At 52.2% G+C, this 19,013-nt stretch carries 19 protein-coding genes; 15 read left to right on the top strand and 4 right to left on the bottom strand.

The features are described from left to right. Positions 1 to 299: 299 nt before the first annotated feature. The 3 genes from EYB31_RS03685 to EYB31_RS03695 all read left to right on the top strand — a co-directional run bounded on the left by EYB31_RS03685 (position 300) and on the right by EYB31_RS03695 (position 4,943). Positions 300 to 1,217 (top strand): M14 family metallopeptidase, encoded by a 918-nt coding sequence (locus EYB31_RS03685; protein WP_131011915.1) that lies wholly within the window; start codon positions 300 to 302, stop codon positions 1,215 to 1,217. Between the two features lie 102 nt (positions 1,218 to 1,319). Then, positions 1,320 to 4,640: a DEAD/DEAH box helicase gene (locus EYB31_RS03690; RefSeq protein ID WP_131011916.1), complete on the top strand. Its 3,321-nt coding sequence runs from the start codon at positions 1,320 to 1,322 to the stop codon at positions 4,638 to 4,640. A gap of 69 nt (positions 4,641 to 4,709) precedes the next feature. Continuing rightward, on the top strand, positions 4,710 to 4,943 hold the full coding sequence (locus EYB31_RS03695) for a hypothetical protein (protein WP_131011917.1): 234 nt from the start codon (positions 4,710 to 4,712) through the stop codon (positions 4,941 to 4,943). A 77-nt stretch (positions 4,944 to 5,020) separates the two neighbouring features. On the opposite strand, the gene EYB31_RS03700 is transcribed toward EYB31_RS03695, so the two are convergent. From EYB31_RS03700 to EYB31_RS03715, 4 genes are all read right to left on the bottom strand, one after another. Beyond that, positions 5,021 to 5,599 (bottom strand): Uma2 family endonuclease, encoded by a 579-nt coding sequence (locus EYB31_RS03700; protein WP_131011918.1) that lies wholly within the window; start codon positions 5,597 to 5,599, stop codon positions 5,021 to 5,023. A 46-nt stretch (positions 5,600 to 5,645) separates the two neighbouring features. Next, entirely contained in the window at positions 5,646 to 6,743 is a 1,098-nt protein-coding gene (gene ytvI, locus EYB31_RS03705) for a sporulation integral membrane protein YtvI (RefSeq protein WP_131011919.1), read from the bottom strand. A 30-nt stretch (positions 6,744 to 6,773) separates the two neighbouring features. Continuing rightward, complete coding sequence (locus tag EYB31_RS03710) at positions 6,774 to 7,133, bottom strand: winged helix-turn-helix transcriptional regulator (protein ID WP_131011920.1); 360 nt, start codon at positions 7,131 to 7,133, stop codon at positions 6,774 to 6,776. A 208-nt stretch (positions 7,134 to 7,341) separates the two neighbouring features. Continuing rightward, positions 7,342 to 8,244: a LysR family transcriptional regulator gene (locus tag EYB31_RS03715; RefSeq protein WP_131011921.1), complete on the bottom strand. Its 903-nt coding sequence runs from the start codon at positions 8,242 to 8,244 to the stop codon at positions 7,342 to 7,344. A 154-nt stretch (positions 8,245 to 8,398) separates the two neighbouring features. Here EYB31_RS03715 and thrC point away from each other — a divergent pair, with 154 nt between their 5' ends. The 12 genes from thrC to EYB31_RS03770 all read left to right on the top strand — a co-directional run bounded on the left by thrC (position 8,399) and on the right by EYB31_RS03770 (position 18,973). Then, on the top strand, positions 8,399 to 9,682 hold the full coding sequence (thrC, locus tag EYB31_RS03720) for a threonine synthase (RefSeq protein WP_131011922.1): 1,284 nt from the start codon (positions 8,399 to 8,401) through the stop codon (positions 9,680 to 9,682). Positions 9,683 to 9,754: 72 nt separating this feature from the next. After that, positions 9,755 to 10,057, top strand: a complete 303-nt coding sequence (locus EYB31_RS03725) for a HesB/IscA family protein (protein WP_131011923.1) — start codon at positions 9,755 to 9,757, stop codon at positions 10,055 to 10,057. Then, positions 10,057 to 10,281: a YuzB family protein gene (locus EYB31_RS03730; protein WP_131011924.1), complete on the top strand. Its 225-nt coding sequence runs from the start codon at positions 10,057 to 10,059 to the stop codon at positions 10,279 to 10,281. Before EYB31_RS03725 ends, EYB31_RS03730 begins: the two co-directional genes overlap by 1 nt. Positions 10,282 to 10,396: 115 nt before the next feature. Continuing rightward, on the top strand, positions 10,397 to 11,140 hold the full coding sequence (nfsA, locus tag EYB31_RS03735; protein WP_131011925.1) for an oxygen-insensitive NADPH nitroreductase: 744 nt from the start codon (positions 10,397 to 10,399) through the stop codon (positions 11,138 to 11,140). A 181-nt stretch (positions 11,141 to 11,321) separates the two neighbouring features. Further along, entirely contained in the window at positions 11,322 to 12,128 is an 807-nt protein-coding gene (locus tag EYB31_RS03740) for an ABC transporter ATP-binding protein (protein ID WP_206105430.1), read from the top strand. Next, positions 12,128 to 12,934 (top strand): ABC transporter permease, encoded by an 807-nt coding sequence (locus EYB31_RS03745; protein WP_131011926.1) that lies wholly within the window; start codon positions 12,128 to 12,130, stop codon positions 12,932 to 12,934. Before EYB31_RS03740 ends, EYB31_RS03745 begins: the two co-directional genes overlap by 1 nt. 23 nt (positions 12,935 to 12,957) lie before the next feature. Continuing rightward, complete coding sequence (locus EYB31_RS03750) at positions 12,958 to 14,034, top strand: ABC transporter substrate-binding protein (RefSeq protein WP_240762059.1); 1,077 nt, start codon at positions 12,958 to 12,960, stop codon at positions 14,032 to 14,034. Between the two features lie 157 nt (positions 14,035 to 14,191). Further along, on the top strand, positions 14,192 to 15,217 hold the full coding sequence (locus EYB31_RS03755; protein ID WP_131011928.1) for a HoxN/HupN/NixA family nickel/cobalt transporter: 1,026 nt from the start codon (positions 14,192 to 14,194) through the stop codon (positions 15,215 to 15,217). Further along, a complete protein-coding gene (locus tag EYB31_RS41225) occupies positions 15,214 to 15,345 on the top strand; it encodes a hypothetical protein (protein WP_276322031.1) in 132 nt (43 codons plus the stop codon). The genes EYB31_RS03755 and EYB31_RS41225 overlap by 4 nt, the downstream gene beginning before the upstream one ends. A gap of 31 nt (positions 15,346 to 15,376) precedes the next feature. Next, on the top strand, positions 15,377 to 16,264 hold the full coding sequence (locus tag EYB31_RS03760) for an acetaldehyde dehydrogenase (acetylating) (RefSeq protein WP_131011929.1): 888 nt from the start codon (positions 15,377 to 15,379) through the stop codon (positions 16,262 to 16,264). 20 nt (positions 16,265 to 16,284) lie between these two features. After that, positions 16,285 to 17,316, top strand: a complete 1,032-nt coding sequence (gene dmpG, locus EYB31_RS03765) for a 4-hydroxy-2-oxovalerate aldolase (RefSeq protein ID WP_131011930.1) — start codon at positions 16,285 to 16,287, stop codon at positions 17,314 to 17,316. Between the two features lie 382 nt (positions 17,317 to 17,698). Beyond that, complete coding sequence (locus tag EYB31_RS03770; RefSeq protein ID WP_165452192.1) at positions 17,699 to 18,973, top strand: Rieske 2Fe-2S domain-containing protein; 1,275 nt, start codon at positions 17,699 to 17,701, stop codon at positions 18,971 to 18,973. The last annotated feature ends 40 nt before the right edge of the window (positions 18,974 to 19,013 follow it).

Raw genomic sequence — 19,013 nt, forward strand, 5'->3', positions numbered from 1 at the left:
CTAGCGGAAAGCTGACCTAAGGGATGTGCAGGGGGGAGAAGCGATAGCGGCCGCTTTTATAATCATGTCCCGACCTCTTAAATATTCCATAGGGGACATGATTATAATGGGCGGTCGAAGCCCCCTGCTCATCCCCGCCCCAACGCGCAAAAAGTAACTCATCGCACATTAAAGGACCGTCCGGCGATCTTACCGGACGTTTTTTTAAAACTGTCGCAATCCAATAAATTATGTCCGAAGCGGTTGTGGATACAACACGGCGGGCATATACATAACATTGCAGACGGGAGGGATTGGACATGAACGGATATATCGTAGATCCTGTACGGCTGGGAGGTTATCGGTACGACACGTTGATGTGCGACTTGGAATTGCTGACATGCAAGTACCCTTTTGTGCAGGCGGCTGTGATTGGAGAAAGTGTGCTTGGCAATCCGATACCGGCAATCCGGATCGGCACGGGAGATACGGAAGTGCACTATAACGGGGCGGTACACGCCAATGAGTGGATCACGACACCACTTCTGATGCGATTCGCCGAGCAATACGCGATGGCCTGTGTGACCGGGATGCCGCTGTATGGCCGGAATATGGAAGAATGGTACGAGAAAACTTCGCTATGGATCGTACCTATGGTAAATCCCGATGGCGTTCAGCTAGTGCACGAAGGGGTTTCGCCGCTGCATCCGTTAGGCGAAGAGCTGGTTGCGTGGAATGGCGGTTCATGCGATTTTTCGGGATGGAAGGCAAATATCCGCGGCGTCGATCTGAACGATCAGTTTCCGGCACATTGGGAGGAGGAGAGGGAGCGACGGCAGGTGTTTGAACCGGGGCCGCGGGATTTCGGCGGTCTTGGACCGCTGTCGGAGCCGGAAGCTCAAGTTTTGGCCGTCTGGACGTGCAGCCGGAACTTCCGGCAGGTGCTTTCTTTTCATTCGCAAGGACGGGAAATCTATTGGAACTATCGTGATTGCGAGCCGCCGGAAGCGGAGCGGACCGCCAAAAGATTGGGACGGGCGAGCGGTTACGCGCCAGTGCATTTAACCGGCAGCGACGCGGGATATAAGGACTGGTTCATCCAACAATTTCGCAGGCCGGGGTTTACCGTGGAGGTTGGGCTTGGCGTTAACCCGCTGCCTGTTTCGCAATTCGAAGAACTGTATCATGAAGTCGCAGGGTTGATGCTGGAAGGTTTGAATGTGGAGCAGACCGGATGATTCCGGTCTGTTTCTATGTTTTTGCCGCTTCGATCTGCTATCATATAATAGAAACAGCAAAGGTTATTTACCTTGTACTTGTATGAAAGGATCACCATGATTATGAGCTTTCAATTAACCCAACGAGTGATCAGGCAGCTTTGCGGCCAAGTTTCCTACGAGCTCGGAGAAGAGGTTTTTTATGCCGGCAAAGTAACGATGGCTCATCGCGAACCCGATTCCTCCCTATATGAGGCGACGGTGAAAGGCCGCGCTGCTTATCATGTTGTAATTGAGATCGATAGCGACGGGGATGTAGTTGCCGAATGTACTTGTTCCGCCGCTTATTCATACGAAAACTACTGCAAGCATATTGCCGCTGTACTGCTGAGCATTCATGACATTAAGCAGGCTGGAGGGAGAGCGCCGGTGCGCTCGTACGCTTCGCTGCTGCATCCGCAAGAGGATGAAGTCCGGACGGGGCAGCTGACCCCGAGAATGGCCCGCGGCAGGTCGGCTGGATCCGACTCAGGGCGGCAGCTTACCCGCGACTTAATCGGTTTATTTGGCGAAAAGACGCCGCAGCCAAGCGGTTCCCGCACCTTTTTCGAAACAAGGACGCCCCTGGATGTTGAGTTCATCTGCAAACCTTGTGCTTACGGCTACCGGAAGCAGATTATGGGCATCGAGTTAAAGATAGGCTCCAAACGATTATACATTGTGCACAATCTTAAGGAATTTCTGGAGAAGGTCGATCGTTCGGAAGCTCATGTTTTTTCCAAACATTTCATATACGATCCGGCCGAACATTGTTTTCGCAAAGAAGACGATGCTGTCATTAGGCAGCTTATCGACATATACCACAATCAGAAAGTATACAACGAATCGGCAGGTATGTTTGCGCAGCATAAGACCAGTAGCGGCGGCGACCGGCTGCTGATTATTCCGCCGTATGCATGGGACAACCTCGTAACTCTGCTCTCCGCAGCATCTCTTGTGCGGGTTGAGCAAGACGGCGGCGTATACGAAGGCATTTGCGTAAGCGAAGATCCGATTCCGCTGCAGTTTGATTTTGATGAAACCGGAGAAGGGGATTACCGGCTGGATGTCGGCGGAATGGACAAGCTGGTGGTGTTGGAGGACTATGGACTGGTCCTTACGGAAGGGAAGCTGCTGAAGCTGCCGCCGGGTGGGGGCCGGCGTTTATCCGAGCTGAAGATGATGCTGGACTCGCAGCTTATGCAGCAAATCCGGATTGCCCCCGAACAGATGGAGCCGTTTATGCAAAATGTTGTACCCGGCTTCATGAAGCTGGGCAGCGTGCATATCGCCCAAGCGGTCTCGGACCGCATCGTCCAATCCAAATTGAAAGCCAAATTATATTTGGACAGAGTCAAGGATCGGCTGCTGGCGGGGCTGGAGTTTCAATATGGGGACATCGTCGTTAATCCTTTGGAGAGCGCCGAGCAGCGGCGTGGCGAAGGCCGAATTCTCATCCGCGACGGGGAGCGGGAACAGCAAATATTGGAGCTGCTGGAACAAAGCCGTTTTGCCAGAACGGAAGGCGGATATGTGCTGAACGAAGAAGAGGCGCAGTTTGATTTTCTGTACCACGTTATTCCGCGTCTGGAGAAGCTGGCCGATATATACGCTACATCAGCCGTAAAAGAGCGGGTGCTTGTTAAGATTACCGCACCTAAAGTGAAGGTGGATGTGGACGAACGGACGGATTGGCTGGAGTTCCGGTTCGACATCGATGGCATTCCGGAGAAAGAAATCCGCGATGTGCTGAAAGCGCTGGAGGAAAAAAGGAAATATTACCGCATGCCAAACGGGGCGTTATTGCCGCTGGAAAACGCGGAGTTTCAAGAAATCGCCCGTTTCTTTAATGAGATCGGCATTCGCCTAAACGATATTACCGGGAACGAGGCGAAGGTGCCGGTTTTCCGCGGGCTGCATCTGAGCGAAGCGGACCGGCACGGAAGCGCCGTGAAGATCGGCAAATCGTTGCGCCGTTTGCTGGACAATATGCGGAATCCCGACAGTTTGGATTTTTCCGTGCCGGATCATCTCGCGCCCGTGCTGCGGGATTATCAGAAGTTCGGCTTCGGTTGGATGAAAACATTGGCTTATTACCGCTTCGGGGGCATTTTGGCGGACGATATGGGGCTAGGCAAGACGCTGCAAAGCATCGCGCTGCTTGTCTCCGTACTGCCGGAAATCCGCAGCGAGAAGCTGCCGGCGCTGATTGTGGCGCCCGCCTCGCTGATGTACAATTGGCGCAATGAGCTGGCGAAATTCGCCCCCGAAATCAAAAGTATCATTGCCGACGGCGACAAAACGGAACGCAGCTTGTTATTGGAAGAAATGTCCGGCACGGATGTCGTTATCACTTCTTATCCGCTGCTGCGCAGGGATATCGCTTCATACAGTGGCCGCCGGTTTCATACGCTGATCCTCGACGAAGCGCAAGCCTTTAAAAACCATGCGACACAGACGGCGCAAACCGTGAAGGAGCTTCAGTCCAGGTACCGCTTTGCGCTGACAGGCACGCCTGTGGAAAATTCTCTGGAGGAGCTTTGGTCGATATTTGACGTCGTCTTTCCGCAGCTGTTTCCCAGCAGAAAGGCGTTTAACGAGATGCCGCGAGAGAGAATCGCCAGAATGGCCAGACCGTTTATGCTAAGACGGCTGAAAAGCGATGTGCTGCAGGAGCTCCCCGACAAAATCGAGACGATGCAAGCAAGCGAGCTGCTGCCTGAGCAGAAAAAGCTGTATGTAGGTTATTTGGCCAAGCTGCAGCAGGAGACGCTAAAGCATTTGAATGCGGAAACGTTTCATAAGAACCGGATCAAAATATTGGCCGGTTTGACCCGGCTGCGGCAGGTGATCTGTCATCCCGGATTGTTTATCGAAGATTACAAAGGTGGCTCGGCCAAATTCGAGCAGCTGCTGGACATTGTCGAGGACTGCCGCAGTGCGGGAAAACGGATGCTTGTTTTTTCCCAATTTACCGAAATGCTTGGCATGATCGGGAGAGAGCTCGGCTACCGGGGAGTGCCGTTCTTTTATCTCGACGGCAAAACTCCCGCTGCGCAGCGGGTCGAATTATGCGAAAGGTTTAATGATGGCGAACGGGAGTTATTTCTTATCTCGCTGAAAGCGGGAGGAACCGGACTGAATTTGACCGGAGCGGATACCGTGCTCTTATACGATTTATGGTGGAATCCGGCGGTTGAACAGCAAGCGATGGACCGCGCTCACCGGATCGGTCAAAAACATGTGGTGCAGGTGATCCGGCTGGTGGCGCAAGGAACCTTGGAGGAAAAAATGTACGCCCTGCAGCAAAGAAAAAAGCATCTGCTCGAGGATTTGGTCCAGCCGGGGCAAGAAGTTTTGTCTGCGCTGACGGAGCATGAAATTCGCGAGCTTTTAATGATATAATATAGACAAGCCGGCTAACATCAATAGCGATGCTGTCACCGTTCAGCCGATTCGATAGGGGGCGTAAAGATGAGGAAACTGTTGTCTTTAAGGCATTGGTCGCACATTTTTAAACGAGTGTATAAACTTATCGTTTCACCGCATGTGCCGTTTGCGCATAAGCTGCTGTTTATCATCCCGGTGCTGCTGTATTGGGTGCTGCCGGACGTGATGCCGTTTACGCCGATCGACGATATCGCCGTAACGATGCTGGCTGCAGGCTGGTTTGCCAAATGGATGGAAGGCAAGCATGGGATAAGCTGAAGTAAGATGAAGGCATACTGCATCGTCTTTGCATATTGAAACGCAAAAAGCTGCGCCGCGGGGCACAGCTTTTCTTTTTACAATGATTTAAACACTTCTTGCAGCCGTATAGTCAAATCTTCAAAAATGCCCACCTTAACGTCATCTTCTTTGGTGTATACCTCGGAGTTGGCGTATTTTCCGTTGTCATCGAGTTTGTATACGTGAACGATCTGTTCGGAGGGATATACAATCCAATATTCTTTGACACCCGAACGTTCGTAGAGGGTAAACTTGGTTTTGACGTCCTTACGGCTGGTCGAAGGCGAAAGAATTTCCACAATCAAATCCGGCGCGCCCTTGCAACCGCGGTCATCCAATTTGGAAGGGTCGCATACGACAACGATGTCCGGCTCGACGACCGTGTCGATGTCTTGTTCCTTTTCGCTGCCTTTAGGAAGACGGACGTCGAAGGGAGCAGGATAAACTTTGCAGGATTTGTCCTCCAGATAATTGGAAAATCGGGTGGCGATCGCCAGGAGAAGCTCCTGATGGATTCTTGACGGAGCTGGGGTCATGTTGTAAACGACACCGTCGATAATTTCGCAGCGAACATCGTAAGGCCATTGCAAGTAATCCTTGTAGGTGAAGTTTTTGCGTTCGAGAGGCATGCTCATAGGTTCAATACCTCCTAGCGTTTTTCTATAGTATAACATATAACATTTAAATCCGTTCCGGCTCGTACTCTTCTTCCGGCATCCGGATCCACTTCTTCAGATAACCCTGCTCGTACAACGCTTTAATCGTAATGATGAGTATCGGGGATAAAATCAATCCGGCGACGCCAAACAGCGACAAGGAAATCATCATAAACGAAAGCATCGTAAAAGCCGATACCCCCAGCGAATCTCCGGTAATTTTCGGTTCCATGATCTGCCGCACCAAAATGACGACGCCAAGCAATACGCTCAAACAAACAGCCAACGTGACGTTGCCGACAACAAACAAATAAATGATCCACGGGATAAACAATGTCGATACGCCAAGCAGCGGAAGCACGTCGAAGATAGCGGACAGCAGCGCGATCGAAAACGCATTGTGCACATTCAGGACAAGCAGCGCGATAAAAATTACGATAAACGTCAGGCTAATCAGCTTCAGCTGCGCTTTGACATAACCGAGGATACCGATCAGCACGTTTTCTTTCAGAAAATAATAAGCGGATTTAAACGTCTTTGGCGTCATCTCGCCGGCCACTCGTTTCCACGATTCAATCTCGATGCTAAGAAAGTAAGCGAGGATGATGCCAACGGCAAAATTAACGACAAACGTCGAGACGGAGGACAGCATATTAAAGGTGCCTGTAAGAAATCCGGCGAACAGTTTTGATGCTTTTTCCGTGATAGTGGTTATGTATTCTTTTATTTTGTCGATAACATCTTGGGGCAGCGCATCAAGATGGGTTTGGAAAAAATCGGTCCGCAGCAAAATTTGTTCTTGGAGCGCCCTTGTGTAGTCGGGCAACTTGTCCTTTAACGCAAGCAGTTGGGAAGTGAAAATAAAAGCGGCGCCGGTCAGCGCGCCTAAAATAATCAGAATAAACAAGATGACGGAGATGGCGGTCGCGATCGATTTTTTCATCCCCCGTTTATTCATGAAACGGGCGAATGGCTCGATAATCAGGTAAATCACAAAAGCCAAAAAGATCGGTGTGGCGATGCTGTACAAATAGCTGAACAGCAGCATGAACAGGTAGACGGTAAGCAGCAGCAAAGCAATGTCAAACACCGTTTTGTAATATTTCTTATAAAACGCGATCATAGGCCGCTCCTTAAGCTCCGGATGGACGGGCTAGCCCCACTTGGCCGCCCACAGCTTCATTTCTTTTAAAATTTGATGAAGATCTTCCCCTTTGGGAGTCAGCTTATATTCCACGGTGACAGGCACTGTCGGAAAAGCGGTGCGTTCCAGCACGCCTTGCTCCTCCAGATGGCGAAGCGTGTCGGTGAGCGATTTGGGGCTGATGTTGTTGACTTTGCGCTGCAGTTCGCCGAAGCGTTTGGTGCCGCTGAACAGCTCCCGCAAAACGAGAAACGACCATTTGCCGCCGATCACATCAAGTGTTTTTTCAATGGAGCATTCAATATGCGTTGGTTTTCTGGGTATGTAGTTGCTGGCTTTCAGCGGTCTTTCATTCTCCAGTGTGGACATGACGGACGCTCACCCTTTCTTTAGTTACTTGAAGGTAAGTAGGTAGCCGTTTTGAATTTATGTGAAAAAGCTTTCACTACTATCCATAATAAAGAACTATTGCGGCAATATCAATAGGACGCGCCGGGGAACACATGTTTCTCCGATTAACTGTAAACCCCGCCGGCTGCAGGCGTGCCAAGCAGGACGTCGGAGCGGAGGCGTGTGCTCACAGCTGCTCGACCTGCTCGCGGATATGCGTCAGCAGCTGCGCTAGAGCCGGCTTGTGCGGCTCGTCCGAACGTGTGCAGACGGCGATCGGATTCGCAGGCAGCTCGGCGTCAACATAGACGCGGGCGAGGCTGCCGCGCTCGACTTCGCCGCGCACTTCCAGCGCGGACAGCAGTCCCGCGCCGAGGCCGGCCGTAACGGCGCGGATCGTTTCGCTTGATCCGCCCAGCTTCAGCGCCGCGGCGGGCGCGGGCAGCCGGTGCATGCGGCAGACGGCGAGCAGCAGCTGCTGCATGGAGCTGCCGTCCTCCCGGACGATAAACGGTTCGGCCAGCAGCTCCGCAAGCGCAACCTGCCGCCCTGCCATCCGGTGCTCCGGCGGAACGACAAACCATACTTCGTCGGAGAGCACTTCCACACGCTCGACGGCGGCGGCTGAACGGGCCAAAGCGCTGGCTCCGCCGACGATGGCGAGATCCGCCTCGAAACGGGAGAGCTGCTCGCAGGCCATCTGCGAATTCATCGTCGCCACTTCCAGCGCGACATCGGGGAAGCGGCTGCGGAAGCCGGCTAGCCAGCGCGGCAGCAAATAATTGGCCGGCAAATAAGTCGCCGCGATGCGCAAGCTGCCGTACCGGCCGGCCGAATACAACGCCAGCTGCGCTTCCATGTCGCGCTCCAGGCCAAACAAGCGGCGGGCCTGCGCATACAGCAGCTCGCCGCCTTCCGTCAGCAGAATGCCGCGGCCTTTGGGAGCGAGCAGCGCAATGCCCAGCTCTTTCTCCAAATTGCGCAGCTGGGCGCTGACCGCAGGCTGGCTGATGTGAGCCGACTCCGCGGCTTTGGTGACGCTGCCGCATTTGGCCACCTCATAGAACAAACGCAGGGCATGCAAATTCATGCGCTCGACTCCTTACAGCTGATTCATCAAAAAAATTGATGATTAGAACAATAATATATATTAGATTTATATGATATTTTCGCATATTTTAAAAGGAGATTCAACAAGCACACAAGGAGCCGATTTAAAAATATACGGAATGGGGCTGGATACGATGAAATGGATATGCGAAACATGCAATTTGGAATACCCCGGCACACGTGTCGTGTACCGGTGCGATTGCGGAGAACTGCTCGATCTGCGGCAGGAAACGCCGGACGGTGATGCCGAACGGTTAAAACGCACGTTTGACAAGCGGTTGTCCGAGCGGTCGACCGTTTACGCCAGCGGCGTGTGGAGGTATAAGGAACTGATTTTACCCGAACTTCCGGATTCGGCGATTGTTACCAAATTCGAAGGAAACACCGGGATGTACGTCAGCCAACCGGTGAACCGTTTCGCCGGTCTCCGCCGGGTCCATCTCAAAGCGCTTTCGGAAAATCCGAGCGGTTCGTTTAAAGATCACGGCATGACGGCAGCGGTGTCGTATGGGAGCTACATGGGATACACCAAGTTTATCTGCTCTTCGACAGGCAACACGTCTTCATCACTGGCGATGTATGCGGCGATGGCGGGACATTCCGCTTACGTGCTGCTGCCCGACAAGAACGTTTCACCAAGCAAAATGCTGCAGACGTTAGCATACGGCGCGCAGGTGCTGACCTTCGGCGGCACCTACGACGACGGCATTCGCTTCAGCGAACGGCATGGCGCCGAGCTTGGCCTGTACAGCTGCAACTCAATCAATCCGCTGCGGATTGAAGGCCAGAAAAGCATCGTCTTCGAAGTAGCCCACGCTTTGGGCTGGACGCTTCCCGATTGGATTGTGCTGCCGGGCGGCGCGCTCAGCAATGCCACCGCGCTGGGCAAAGGTTTGGCCGATCTGCACCGGATCGGCTTGATCGACCGGGTGCCGCGGGTCGCTATCGTTCAGGCAGAGGGCGCCAGCCCGTTCCACCGTATGGTAGAAGGCGGCCGCGCCGAGCTGGTGCCGGAAGCGGCCCCGTCAACCCGCGCATCGGCGCTGAATATCGGCAACCCGCCCAGCTGGAAAAAAGCGCTGCGTTACGTCGTGGAGGCGGCGCGAGGCAACACGGTGTCGGTCAGCGACGAAGAGATCATGGAAGCCAAAACCGTGATCGACAGGAGCGGTATCGGCTGCGAGCCGGCTTCGGCCGCGTCGCTTGCCGGGTTGCGCAAGCTGGTGCAGCGGCAGGTGATCGATAAGGACGAGACCGCGGTTTGTCTGCTTACCGGCAATATGTTGAAAGATACCGCAGCGCTGGCTGAGGTGTGTTTGCACGGCGCATACGGACAAAGCGGATTAAATCAGCCGGTCCCGGTCGAACTGAAGCACGATGTAATTTCCCGCTGTATCCAAGATGAGGTACGCACCTAATGTTTGCTTTCCATCCTCTGTTTCATTACAATAGAGTTTAAATGTAGTAATTATGAAATGGGAGATGCATGGATGAACGTCAAAATTACTAGAAACGCCGCCAAGATGCTTCGCCAGGAGCTCGACAAAGAAGAAAACAAAGACCTGATTGTGCGTGTTGTCGTCACTCATAAGCATGGAGACCACGCTCATTACGGGCTGGGCCTTGATACGCCGACCGATAAAGATGAAGTCGTATCAACGGATAAAGAAATCGACGTGTTGGTGGAGAAAGACGAGCCGCTTCTGGACGGCATCAAAATCGACTACTTGTACATGCCGCAGGAAGGTTTTGTGATTACCAACCCGGGCAAAGGTAACCACGGCGATCACTAATGGCTAAGAATGATATAAGGGTTTGCGATAAATGCAAACATATGAAAATGAAAACATCAGTTTCCAAGCTGCAAAAGCTGGCTCCCGACACGGATATTAAAGTCGGCTGCAAGTCGTATTGCGGTCCGTGCTCGCGGTTTGCTTTTATCTATGTAAATGGCAGATACGTCACCGGCGCGACCGAAGATGAAGCGATCGAGAAGGCAAGCAAATATATCAAATAAGACGCGCCGCCTGGTGCGTCTTTTTTCTCGACTTCCGCCCGCTAGACTGTCGGATATACGGTGTTCGTCCGTGCTATGTTATAATGTGAAAATCTGCGATAAAGGAGCTCCGATCATGAACGAAACCATTGATTTAATGATGAGGCACCGGTCCATCCGCAAATTTACGAAGGAACAAGTGCCGCCAGAGCTGCTGCGGACGATTGTGCAGGCCGGGCAAATGGCCTCGACTTCCAGCAACGTTCAAGCGTACAGTATCATTCACGTCACCGATTCCGAGAAAAGGCGGCAGCTTGCCGCGCTTGCCGGAAACCAGGAGCATGTGACGGAAAGTCCGGTATTCCTAGTATGGTGCGCCGATTTGTACAGGTTGAAACAGGCCTGCGATTTTAAAGACGAGCCGGCTTACATCGGGACAACGGAAAATATGGTCGTATCGCTGGTCGACGTCGCATTGGCCGCGCAAAACGCCGCAGTCGCCGCTGAATCTCTTGGCCTTGGCATCGTGTATATCGGCGGAATCAGGAACAAGATCGCGGAAGCGGCGGAATTGCTGGGGCTGCCAGAACTGGTGACACCGGTATTTGGCATGTGTATCGGTTACCCGGATCAAAATACGTTAATTAGACCAAGGCTGCCGCTTGAAGCGGTCTTCCACGAAAACAGCTATTCGTCCGAACGTTACGAAGAGCAGTTGAACCGTTACGATATAATGACGGAGCAATACATGCTGAACCGGACAGGGGGCAAACGCTCCATTACATGGCGGCAGGCGATGAGGGATAAATTATCGAAGCCGGCCCGGCTTCATATGAAATCGTTCCTTGCATCCAAGCGGTTTTGGGAAGATGAAAAGTAAAAAACGCCAAGGTGTTCCGCCAGCAGGAACATCTTGTTTTCTTATATGCCCCAAACGTAGTATTTTAGTTTTATCACCAAGCACAGGAAGGAATGTTCGATTACTAAATAGGATGATTGCGCTTACAGATTAACTTGCGATGAAAAGTATGAGCTATTCCAAGAGACGGGGGAGGATAATCATGACAACAACTGCAACCATGCCGTTAATGAGCTTTGAAGGAATCAATGTCATATATAATCAGGGCCAGCCTAACCAGGTCCATGCGCTGAAAGACGTCACAGGCACCATTACCGAAGGGGAATTCATCTCTATTATCGGACCCAGCGGCTGTGGAAAATCAACATTGCTTCATACTTTAGACGGTTTGATTCATCCGACAGCGGGCCATGTGTACATTAACGGCAAACGGATTGAAGGGCCAAGCGGCGAGAAAGCGATGGTATTTCAGGATTTCGCACTGATGCCGTGGCAGACCGTATTTCAGAATGTCGCTTTCGGTTTGCGGTTGGCCGGCAAAAAAGACCGCGACGTCAAAGACCATGTGATGCGTTTTATCAAAATGGTCGGGCTCGAAGGTTTCGAACATAAATATCCGCATCAGTTGTCTGGCGGCATGAAGCAGCGTGTCGGCATTGCCCGGGCGTTTGCGGTGGAGCCGAAAATATTATTGATGGACGAACCGTTTTCCGCGATCGACGAGCAGACACGGGAGATCATGCAGGAGGAAGTACTAAAAATGCTGCAGCAGGAGAAAAAGACGGTCATTTTTATTACGCACTCGATCGACGAAGCCGTATTTATGTCGCACCGCGTATTTCTGATGTCGGTACGGCCGGGACGGATTATCGACGATTTGAAAATCGATATCCCTTATCCCAGAACGCTGGAAACGAAGCTGCTGCCGCAGTACCAAGAGTATAAATCGAAGATTTGGGACCATTTGAAGGGCGAAGTCACAAGGCAGTACCAGAAAGGGGAAGCATAATGGAAAAAACCGCAGCAGCAACAATACCGATGCCCACGGCAGCCCGCAAAAAAGCGAAACTGCCGCCCTCCGTCACTTATCCGGTCCTCACCATCGGATCGATATTTGTCGTCTGGGAGCTGATCGGACAACTTGGCGGCATCGATCCGTTTATGTTCAGCTGGCCGAGCAAAATTTTGGAGCAAGTTTGGCTGTTTCTTGTAAACGGTTCCGTGTTCGGACATTTGGCGATTAGCGGCATCGAGGTGGGCATTGGTTTTGCCATGGCGCTGATCGGCATTCCGCTTGGTTTGATACTTGGTTATTGGCGCAAAATTGAGTATGCGTTTGATCCGATTATTACAGCGCTTTATACGACTCCGGTCGTGGCATTGACACCGCTGTTTGTTCTTTGGTTCGGTTTGGAAACGTTTTCTAAGGTGATGATGGTGTTTACGATGTCGATTTTTCCGATCTTGATTAATACGATGGCTGGGGTGAAGACAACGGATCCGTCGTTGATTAAAGCGGCGCGTTCTTATGGAGCCAGCTCGTTTCAAATGTTTCGCGAAGTGATTTTTCCATCGACGATGTCTTATATCGTAACCGGGATCCGGCTTGCTATCGGCCGGGCGCTGATCGCTGTCGTAGTTGCGGAAATGCTGGCGGCCAATAAAGGGATCGGCTACGCGATTCGCCACGCCTCCGAGCTGTTCCGCACCTCCGAGTATTTGGGATATGTAGGCGTGCTGATGGTATTGTCGATTGTGCTTACACAGCTTTTGAAATATATCGAACGGTGGATCGCTCCTTGGAGAAATCACTAAATAAGGGGGAATATATTGTGAAAATGATGGAATTGACAAAAACAACGGCGGCTGTCCCGGCGCAAGCTTTTAAGACGGGAGCGAAGCGTGCGTTGACGCTGCTGGCATGCACAGCATTGTTCGCAGCAGTTGCAGGCTGCGGCGGGAAAGCGGCGACATCGGGGTCGGGGGCAAGCGAGAGCGCCGGAACGGCGGCGGCCAAGACGATGCCCGATCAGTTAACGACAATCAAGCTCGGACTTCCGTCCAAAAACATGAGTTATTTGCCGATCTATGTGGCTCAGAAAAAAGGGTTTTACAAGAAAAATAATCTCGAAGTCAATCTGGATTACGTAAAAGGCGGCGTTCTTGCGCTGCGCGGATTGCAAACGGGCGATTATCCGATTATCTCGACGCTGCCAGAATCGGTAATTACCGGGGTGGCCGAAGGCGCCAATGTCAAGCTGATCGGCACGCTGGACGATAAATCGATGTATTCGATTTATGTGGCCAAAGACATTAAAAGTGCCGCCGATTTAAAAGGAAAAAATGCGGCAAGCAACGTGCCGGGCAACGGTACCGATATTCAACTCCAATATTGGCTGAAGAAAAACGGTCTGGAGCCGAATAAAGACGTGCGTATTATCAACTCGGGCGAAAACGCCGGACGTTTGCAAGCGCTTCAAACCAATCAGGCGGCGGTGACGATTCTCAGCCAGCCGACCGATTTGAAGGCCGACGAACTGGGCTTCACCAAGCTGTCACTGATGCGCGACGAACTGAAGACTTACAATCACAACATGCTTGCGGCCAACGGCGACATTATCAAAAATAAGCCGGAGATCGTATACGGTTTTATGGCCGGACAAGCGGAAGCCGTCAAGTTTATTAAAGATCCCGCCAACCGCCAGGAGATCCTGAAGATCGCAATGGGCGAGCTGGAAATGAGCCAGCAGGATGCCGAAAAATCGCTTGATTTTGTTATGCCGGGTCTTGCCGATAAAGGGAAAATGAATATGGAAGGCATGAAATGGGCCATTGATACGGTGAAAGCAACGGGAGCGCTGGCCAAAGAAGTCAGTCTCGATAAAATTGTCGACGAACGTTTTTATGCAAAATGACCGGGATCCGGGACGCCTGAAGCAGTGCGCGTCCCAACCCTCCCCCGGGTAACGGGAAAGCCGAAACGCATATTTTTTTTGACTAACACGTGCTACTTTTTGAGAGATTTATGTTATTTGGAAAAATAACCAAAAATAGAGAAAGAAGGGTTCTGGAATGAACAACACCAATTCACCGCAGTACCGCTGGAGAGGGTATGGCATCGTGGTCGCATTACTCCACATCGCCGGCATCGGCTTGCTTATCGTCTCCATGCGCGATTATCCGACCTTACTTGGTCTCGGGTTTCTTGCTTACACGCTGGGGCTCAGACACGCTTTTGATGCGGACCATATCGCAGCCATCGACAACACGGTGCGCAAGCTGGTGCAGCAAAAGAAAAATCCGATGGGCGTCGGCTTCTATTTTTCACTGGGGCATTCTTCCGTCGTATGCTGCATGGCGGTTGTTACGGCATTTGCCGCCAAGTGGGCGGAGGCCAATATTTCGCAGCTCGCGGATATTGGCGGCATCATCGGCACATCGGTATCCGGGGTGTTCCTGGTGCTGATCGGCGTGCTCAATTTCTTTATCCTCTCCAGCATTTTTCAGGTTTTTCGTAAAATGCGCAATACCAAATATGACGAAAACCAGTTCGAGGAGCTGCTGCAAGCCCGCGGTTTCATGGCCCGGCTGTTAGGGCCGATGTTCAAATTCGTCAGTAAAAGCTGGCATGTATATCCGATCGGCTTCTTGTTTGGTCTGGGCTTCGATACGGCAAGCGAAGTTGCGCTTATGGCCATTTCCGCTGGAGCTGCCAAAAGCGCAATTCCGATCGCGGGCATCATTTCGCTTCCTTTGCTGTTTGCCGCAGGCATGAGTTTGCTGGACACCGCGGACGGCATCTTTATGACCACGGCCTACAAATGGGCGTTTCGCACGCCATTGCGCAAAGTATATTACAATTTGACAGTTACCGGCTTGTCCGTAGTTGCGGCGCTGGTCATCGGGATGATTGAGCTTGCGCAGGTGCTGGGTCCGAAACTAGGATTTTCGAACGGATTTTGGCAGTGGGTGGAGGAACTGGATTTCGGCAGTGTCGGGTATATCCTGGTCATTATCTTTGTTGTGTCGTGGGCGGTGTCGTATGGCATCTGGAAATGGATGAGAATCGAAGAGCGGTGGGGCGCGATAGATGCTTGAATACGGGAGAAAGCGGCTGCGGTGTGCCGGCTGCAGTCGTGCGGACGAATTTTTTTGCAGCGTTTCCGCATATGGGAACAAGTGTCTTGTACGAGGCCGTTGTCCGTTTTACGATGAGAAAGAGATGAACATGAAAGGAATATTCAGGAGGATAACAGTATGTCTAAAATGAAGGTAGCCATTTTAGGGTCAGGCAATATCGGCACAGACCTGATGATCAAACTGGCGCGATCCAGCGAGCTGGAACTGACGTCCATGATTGGCATTGACCCGCATTCCGACGGTTTGCGGCGGGCGAGGGACCTCGGCTGCGTTACATTTGACGGCGGACTGAAAGCTTTTTTGGAGCAAGCCCGCGATCAGGCGGATCTTATATTTGATGCGACTTCAGCCAAAGCGCATATCCGTCACGCCAAAATGTTGAAGGAAGCCGGGAAAATCGCCATTGATTTGACGCCGGCTGCGGTAGGGCCTTTTGTGATCCCGGCAGTCAATTTGGGAGAACATCTGAACGCCAAAAACATCAACTTGATTACTTGCGGCGGGCAAGCGACCATTCCGATCGTTCATGCGATCCACAAAGCGGCTCCAGTGGAATACGCGGAAATCGTGGCGACCATCTCCAGTAAAAGCGCCGGCCCGGGCACACGGGCGAATATCGATGAATTCACCGAAACGACGTCGCATGGCATCGAGTTGATCGGCGGCGCCAAAAAAGGCAAAGCGATCATCATCCTCAATCCGGCGGAGCCGCCGATCATCATGAGAGATACGGTGCATGCGATTGTCAGGGAAGGTACGATGAACGAAAGCGAAGTCGTGCGCTCGATTATGGAGACGGTCCGTTACATTCAAAGTTATGTGCCGGGCTACAGGCTGCGCAATGAACCGCTGATTGACGGCAACCGGATTACCGTCTTCCTGGAAGTGGAAGGAGCGGGGGACTATTTGCCGAAATACTCGGGTAATCTCGATATTATGACGGCGGCGGCAGTGAAAGTCGCCGAAGAACTGGCCAAACACCGGCTCGCCAAACAAGCCGTATGACGGGAAGGAGTGAAGAAAGTTTGAGTACGATGCGAGATATCATTGTGACAGAAGTAGCGCTTCGGGACGGCAGCCATGCCATTTCCCATCAATACACGACCGATCAGGTCGTTCGTGTGGCGAAAGCTTTGGATCAAGCGAACATCCCGTACATCGAAGTATCGCACGGCGATGGGCTTGCCGGTTCTTCGCTGCAATACGGCTTGTCCCGCACCCATGAGATGGAGCTGATTGAAGCGGCCGTATCGGTGTGCAGCAGATCGAAGATCGGTGTGCTGCTGCTGCCGGGGATCGGCACGATTAAGCATTTGAACGAAGCCGCCAAGCTTGGCGTGGGAATGGCGAGAATCGCCACCCATGTGACCGAAGCGGACGTCTCCGCCCAGCATATCGCCCGTTCGAAAGAACTGGGACTTGTTACGGTCGGATTTCTGATGATGTCTCATATGGCTCCTGTCGGCAAATTGGTCGAGCAGGCGAAATTGATGGAGAGCTACGGTGCGGATACGGTTTATGTGGTTGATTCGGCGGGGGCGCTGCTTCCTTATGAGGTAAAGGAACGCATTGAAGCGCTGAAAGAAAGCCTCCACGTTAACGTAGGATTCCATGGGCATAATAACTTGTCGTTAGCTATGGCCAATTCGCTTGCGGCGATCGAAGCCGGGGCGACCTGGATCGACGGCAGTGTGCGCTGTCTGGGCGCCGGAGCGGGGAACACGCAAACCGAGGTGCTTGCCGCCGTGTTGGATCGGCTTGGCATTCAAACGGGCATCGATGTATACAAGATGATGGATCTGGCGGAAGAAATCGTTGCGCCGATCTTAAATGCTCCTCAGGAAATCAACCGCGACAGTTTGGTGCTTGGCTACGCGGGAGTGTATTCGAGTTTCCTGCTTCACGCTCAGCGGGCGGCCAAACGATTTGGGCTTGACTCCCGGGACATTCTGGTGGAGTTGGGACAAAGGAAAGTGGTCGGCGGCCAAGAGGATATGATCGTCGACTTGGCGGCGGAAATTGCCCGAAGAGCTGCGCACAACGAAGCTCTGGCTTAAACGTATCGTTCGGGCGCAGTTGCGGATGCGCACGGACAACCAATAACCTCAAAACCTTCCGGACATCGTGTTCGGAAGGTTTTTTAGTAGCAGGGACGGAGCGGGCCTCTAACGAACCGTGCTAATTGCATACGTGCATAAGGAAACCAATTTCCGTCATAGCGTACCATCCGGTGATTTTTTCGCTAGGTTTTTCCTAGAAAGCAAAGCGCTCATTAGCGAAGCGCTGCAGAAGTAAACCGCGATGTTCCTGCACGCGGAATCTTAAAACTTTTTCCGCGCTGTTCCTTATAGAAGAACCGCGCGATGTTAGTCGTTCCGGTCGCGTTCTATACTTAAGTCATAGATGAGTCACTCAATCAAGGCAAAGGGAGAGATGGACATGTTAAGAAAAGAAGACAACGAAAGACTATGTAGAGTGGGTCCGGGAGAACCGATGAATGAATTGTTCCGCCGTTACTGGATTCCCGCCGTATTAAGCGAGGAACTGCCGGCTCCGGATTCCCCTCCTGTAAAAGTTCGCCTGCTCAGCGAGGATCTGATCGCTTTCCGCGATACGAACGGCAACGTAGGATTAATGGATGCGTATTGCCCTCACCGCCGGGCCCATTTGTTCTGGGGGCGCAATGAGGAGTGCGGCTTGCGCTGTGTCTATCACGGCTGGAAGTTCGATACGACCGGTCAATGTGTAGATACGCCAAACGAACCGAAGACAAGCGAGTTTAAGCATAGCGTAAAACTGAAAGCTTACCCTACCTATGAAAAAGCGGGCATTGTATGGACTTACATGGGACCGCCGGAAGAACAGCCGGGTTATCCCGACTATGAGTGGATGAGAGCGCCGGAAAATTACCGCAACGTGTCCAAGACGTTCGAAGCCTGCAACTGGCTGCAAGCGCTGGAAGGCGGTATCGACACGTCCCACTCTTCGTTTGCGCACAACAACGACATTGCCGACAAAAACGCGCTGCGCACGAGAGCAACTGCTCCGAAGCTGGAAGTTGTCAAAACCGACTACGGTTTTAAATACGCAGGCATCCGCGATTTAAAAGATGACGGCAATTATGTAAGGGCTTACCAATTCATTATGCCGGCCCAGCAAATGCGTGGCGCGATGGTCAAATGGAAAGACGGCAAGACGGAAGAGTTCCCGTCGATTGCCGGACACCTCTGGGTACCGATCGATGACGCGCACGTATGGGTATACAATTTCATATATTCCGCCGACGTCAACATTCCGTTCACTCCGGAATTTGTGGAAAAACATGAAACCGATTTCGGACGGGGCAAAGCGGATATGCTGCCCGGCTATAAATTGGTGCGTAATCCCGGCAACGACTACTTGATCGACCGTGAAGTGCAGCGCACCAAAACATTCACCGGCATCGCCGGCATCAACACGCAGGATTATGCATTGCAGGAAACGATGGAGCTGCCGTTCTGCGACCGTACGAGAGAAAAACTCGGCACCGCCGATACCGCGATTATTGCGGCGCGCCAGCTGCTGCTGGAAGCTACCAGAGTGGTTGAAGCCGGCAATACGCCGCGCGGGGCCAATCCTGAAACGCATAATAATGTAAGAGGCTGCGACAGGTTCCTGCCGAAAGGCGTGGATTGGAAAGAAGGATTAGTGGAAGATATGACCGCCAAATTTTAATATAAACGCATATTTTATACGTACGTATGAGGCCTCCTTC

The sequence above is a fragment of the Paenibacillus thalictri genome, from assembly GCF_004307995.1.
GTDB classification, from domain to species: Bacteria; Bacillota; Bacilli; order Paenibacillales; family NBRC-103111; genus Paenibacillus_AF; species Paenibacillus_AF thalictri.

What these genes read in the sequence shown, in the direction of transcription:
- EYB31_RS03760 (WP_131011929.1), top strand. Translation starts at nt 15,377, where the DNA reads ATGTCTAAAATGAAGGTAGCCATTTTAGGGTCAGGCAATATCGGCACA.
- EYB31_RS03700 (WP_131011918.1), bottom strand. Translation starts at nt 5,599, where the DNA reads ATGAGCATGCCTCTCGAACGCAAAAACTTCACCTACAAGGATTACTTG.
- EYB31_RS03755 (WP_131011928.1), top strand. Translation starts at nt 14,192, where the DNA reads ATGAACAACACCAATTCACCGCAGTACCGCTGGAGAGGGTATGGCATC.
- thrC (WP_131011922.1), top strand. Translation starts at nt 8,399, where the DNA reads ATGAAATGGATATGCGAAACATGCAATTTGGAATACCCCGGCACACGT.
- EYB31_RS03730 (WP_131011924.1), top strand. Translation starts at nt 10,057, where the DNA reads ATGGCTAAGAATGATATAAGGGTTTGCGATAAATGCAAACATATGAAA.
- ytvI (WP_131011919.1), bottom strand. Translation starts at nt 6,743, where the DNA reads ATGATCGCGTTTTATAAGAAATATTACAAAACGGTGTTTGACATTGCT.
- EYB31_RS03715 (WP_131011921.1), bottom strand. Translation starts at nt 8,244, where the DNA reads ATGAATTTGCATGCCCTGCGTTTGTTCTATGAGGTGGCCAAATGCGGC.
- EYB31_RS03710 (WP_131011920.1), bottom strand. Translation starts at nt 7,133, where the DNA reads ATGTCCACACTGGAGAATGAAAGACCGCTGAAAGCCAGCAACTACATA.
- EYB31_RS03770 (WP_165452192.1), top strand. Translation starts at nt 17,699, where the DNA reads ATGTTAAGAAAAGAAGACAACGAAAGACTATGTAGAGTGGGTCCGGGA.
- EYB31_RS03750 (WP_240762059.1), top strand. Translation starts at nt 12,958, where the DNA reads ATGATGGAATTGACAAAAACAACGGCGGCTGTCCCGGCGCAAGCTTTT.
- EYB31_RS03690 (WP_131011916.1), top strand. Translation starts at nt 1,320, where the DNA reads ATGAGCTTTCAATTAACCCAACGAGTGATCAGGCAGCTTTGCGGCCAA.
- EYB31_RS03725 (WP_131011923.1), top strand. Translation starts at nt 9,755, where the DNA reads ATGAACGTCAAAATTACTAGAAACGCCGCCAAGATGCTTCGCCAGGAG.
- EYB31_RS03740 (WP_206105430.1), top strand. Translation starts at nt 11,322, where the DNA reads ATGACAACAACTGCAACCATGCCGTTAATGAGCTTTGAAGGAATCAAT.
- EYB31_RS03745 (WP_131011926.1), top strand. Translation starts at nt 12,128, where the DNA reads ATGGAAAAAACCGCAGCAGCAACAATACCGATGCCCACGGCAGCCCGC.
- EYB31_RS03695 (WP_131011917.1), top strand. Translation starts at nt 4,710, where the DNA reads ATGAGGAAACTGTTGTCTTTAAGGCATTGGTCGCACATTTTTAAACGA.
- EYB31_RS03685 (WP_131011915.1), top strand. Translation starts at nt 300, where the DNA reads ATGAACGGATATATCGTAGATCCTGTACGGCTGGGAGGTTATCGGTAC.
- nfsA (WP_131011925.1), top strand. Translation starts at nt 10,397, where the DNA reads ATGAACGAAACCATTGATTTAATGATGAGGCACCGGTCCATCCGCAAA.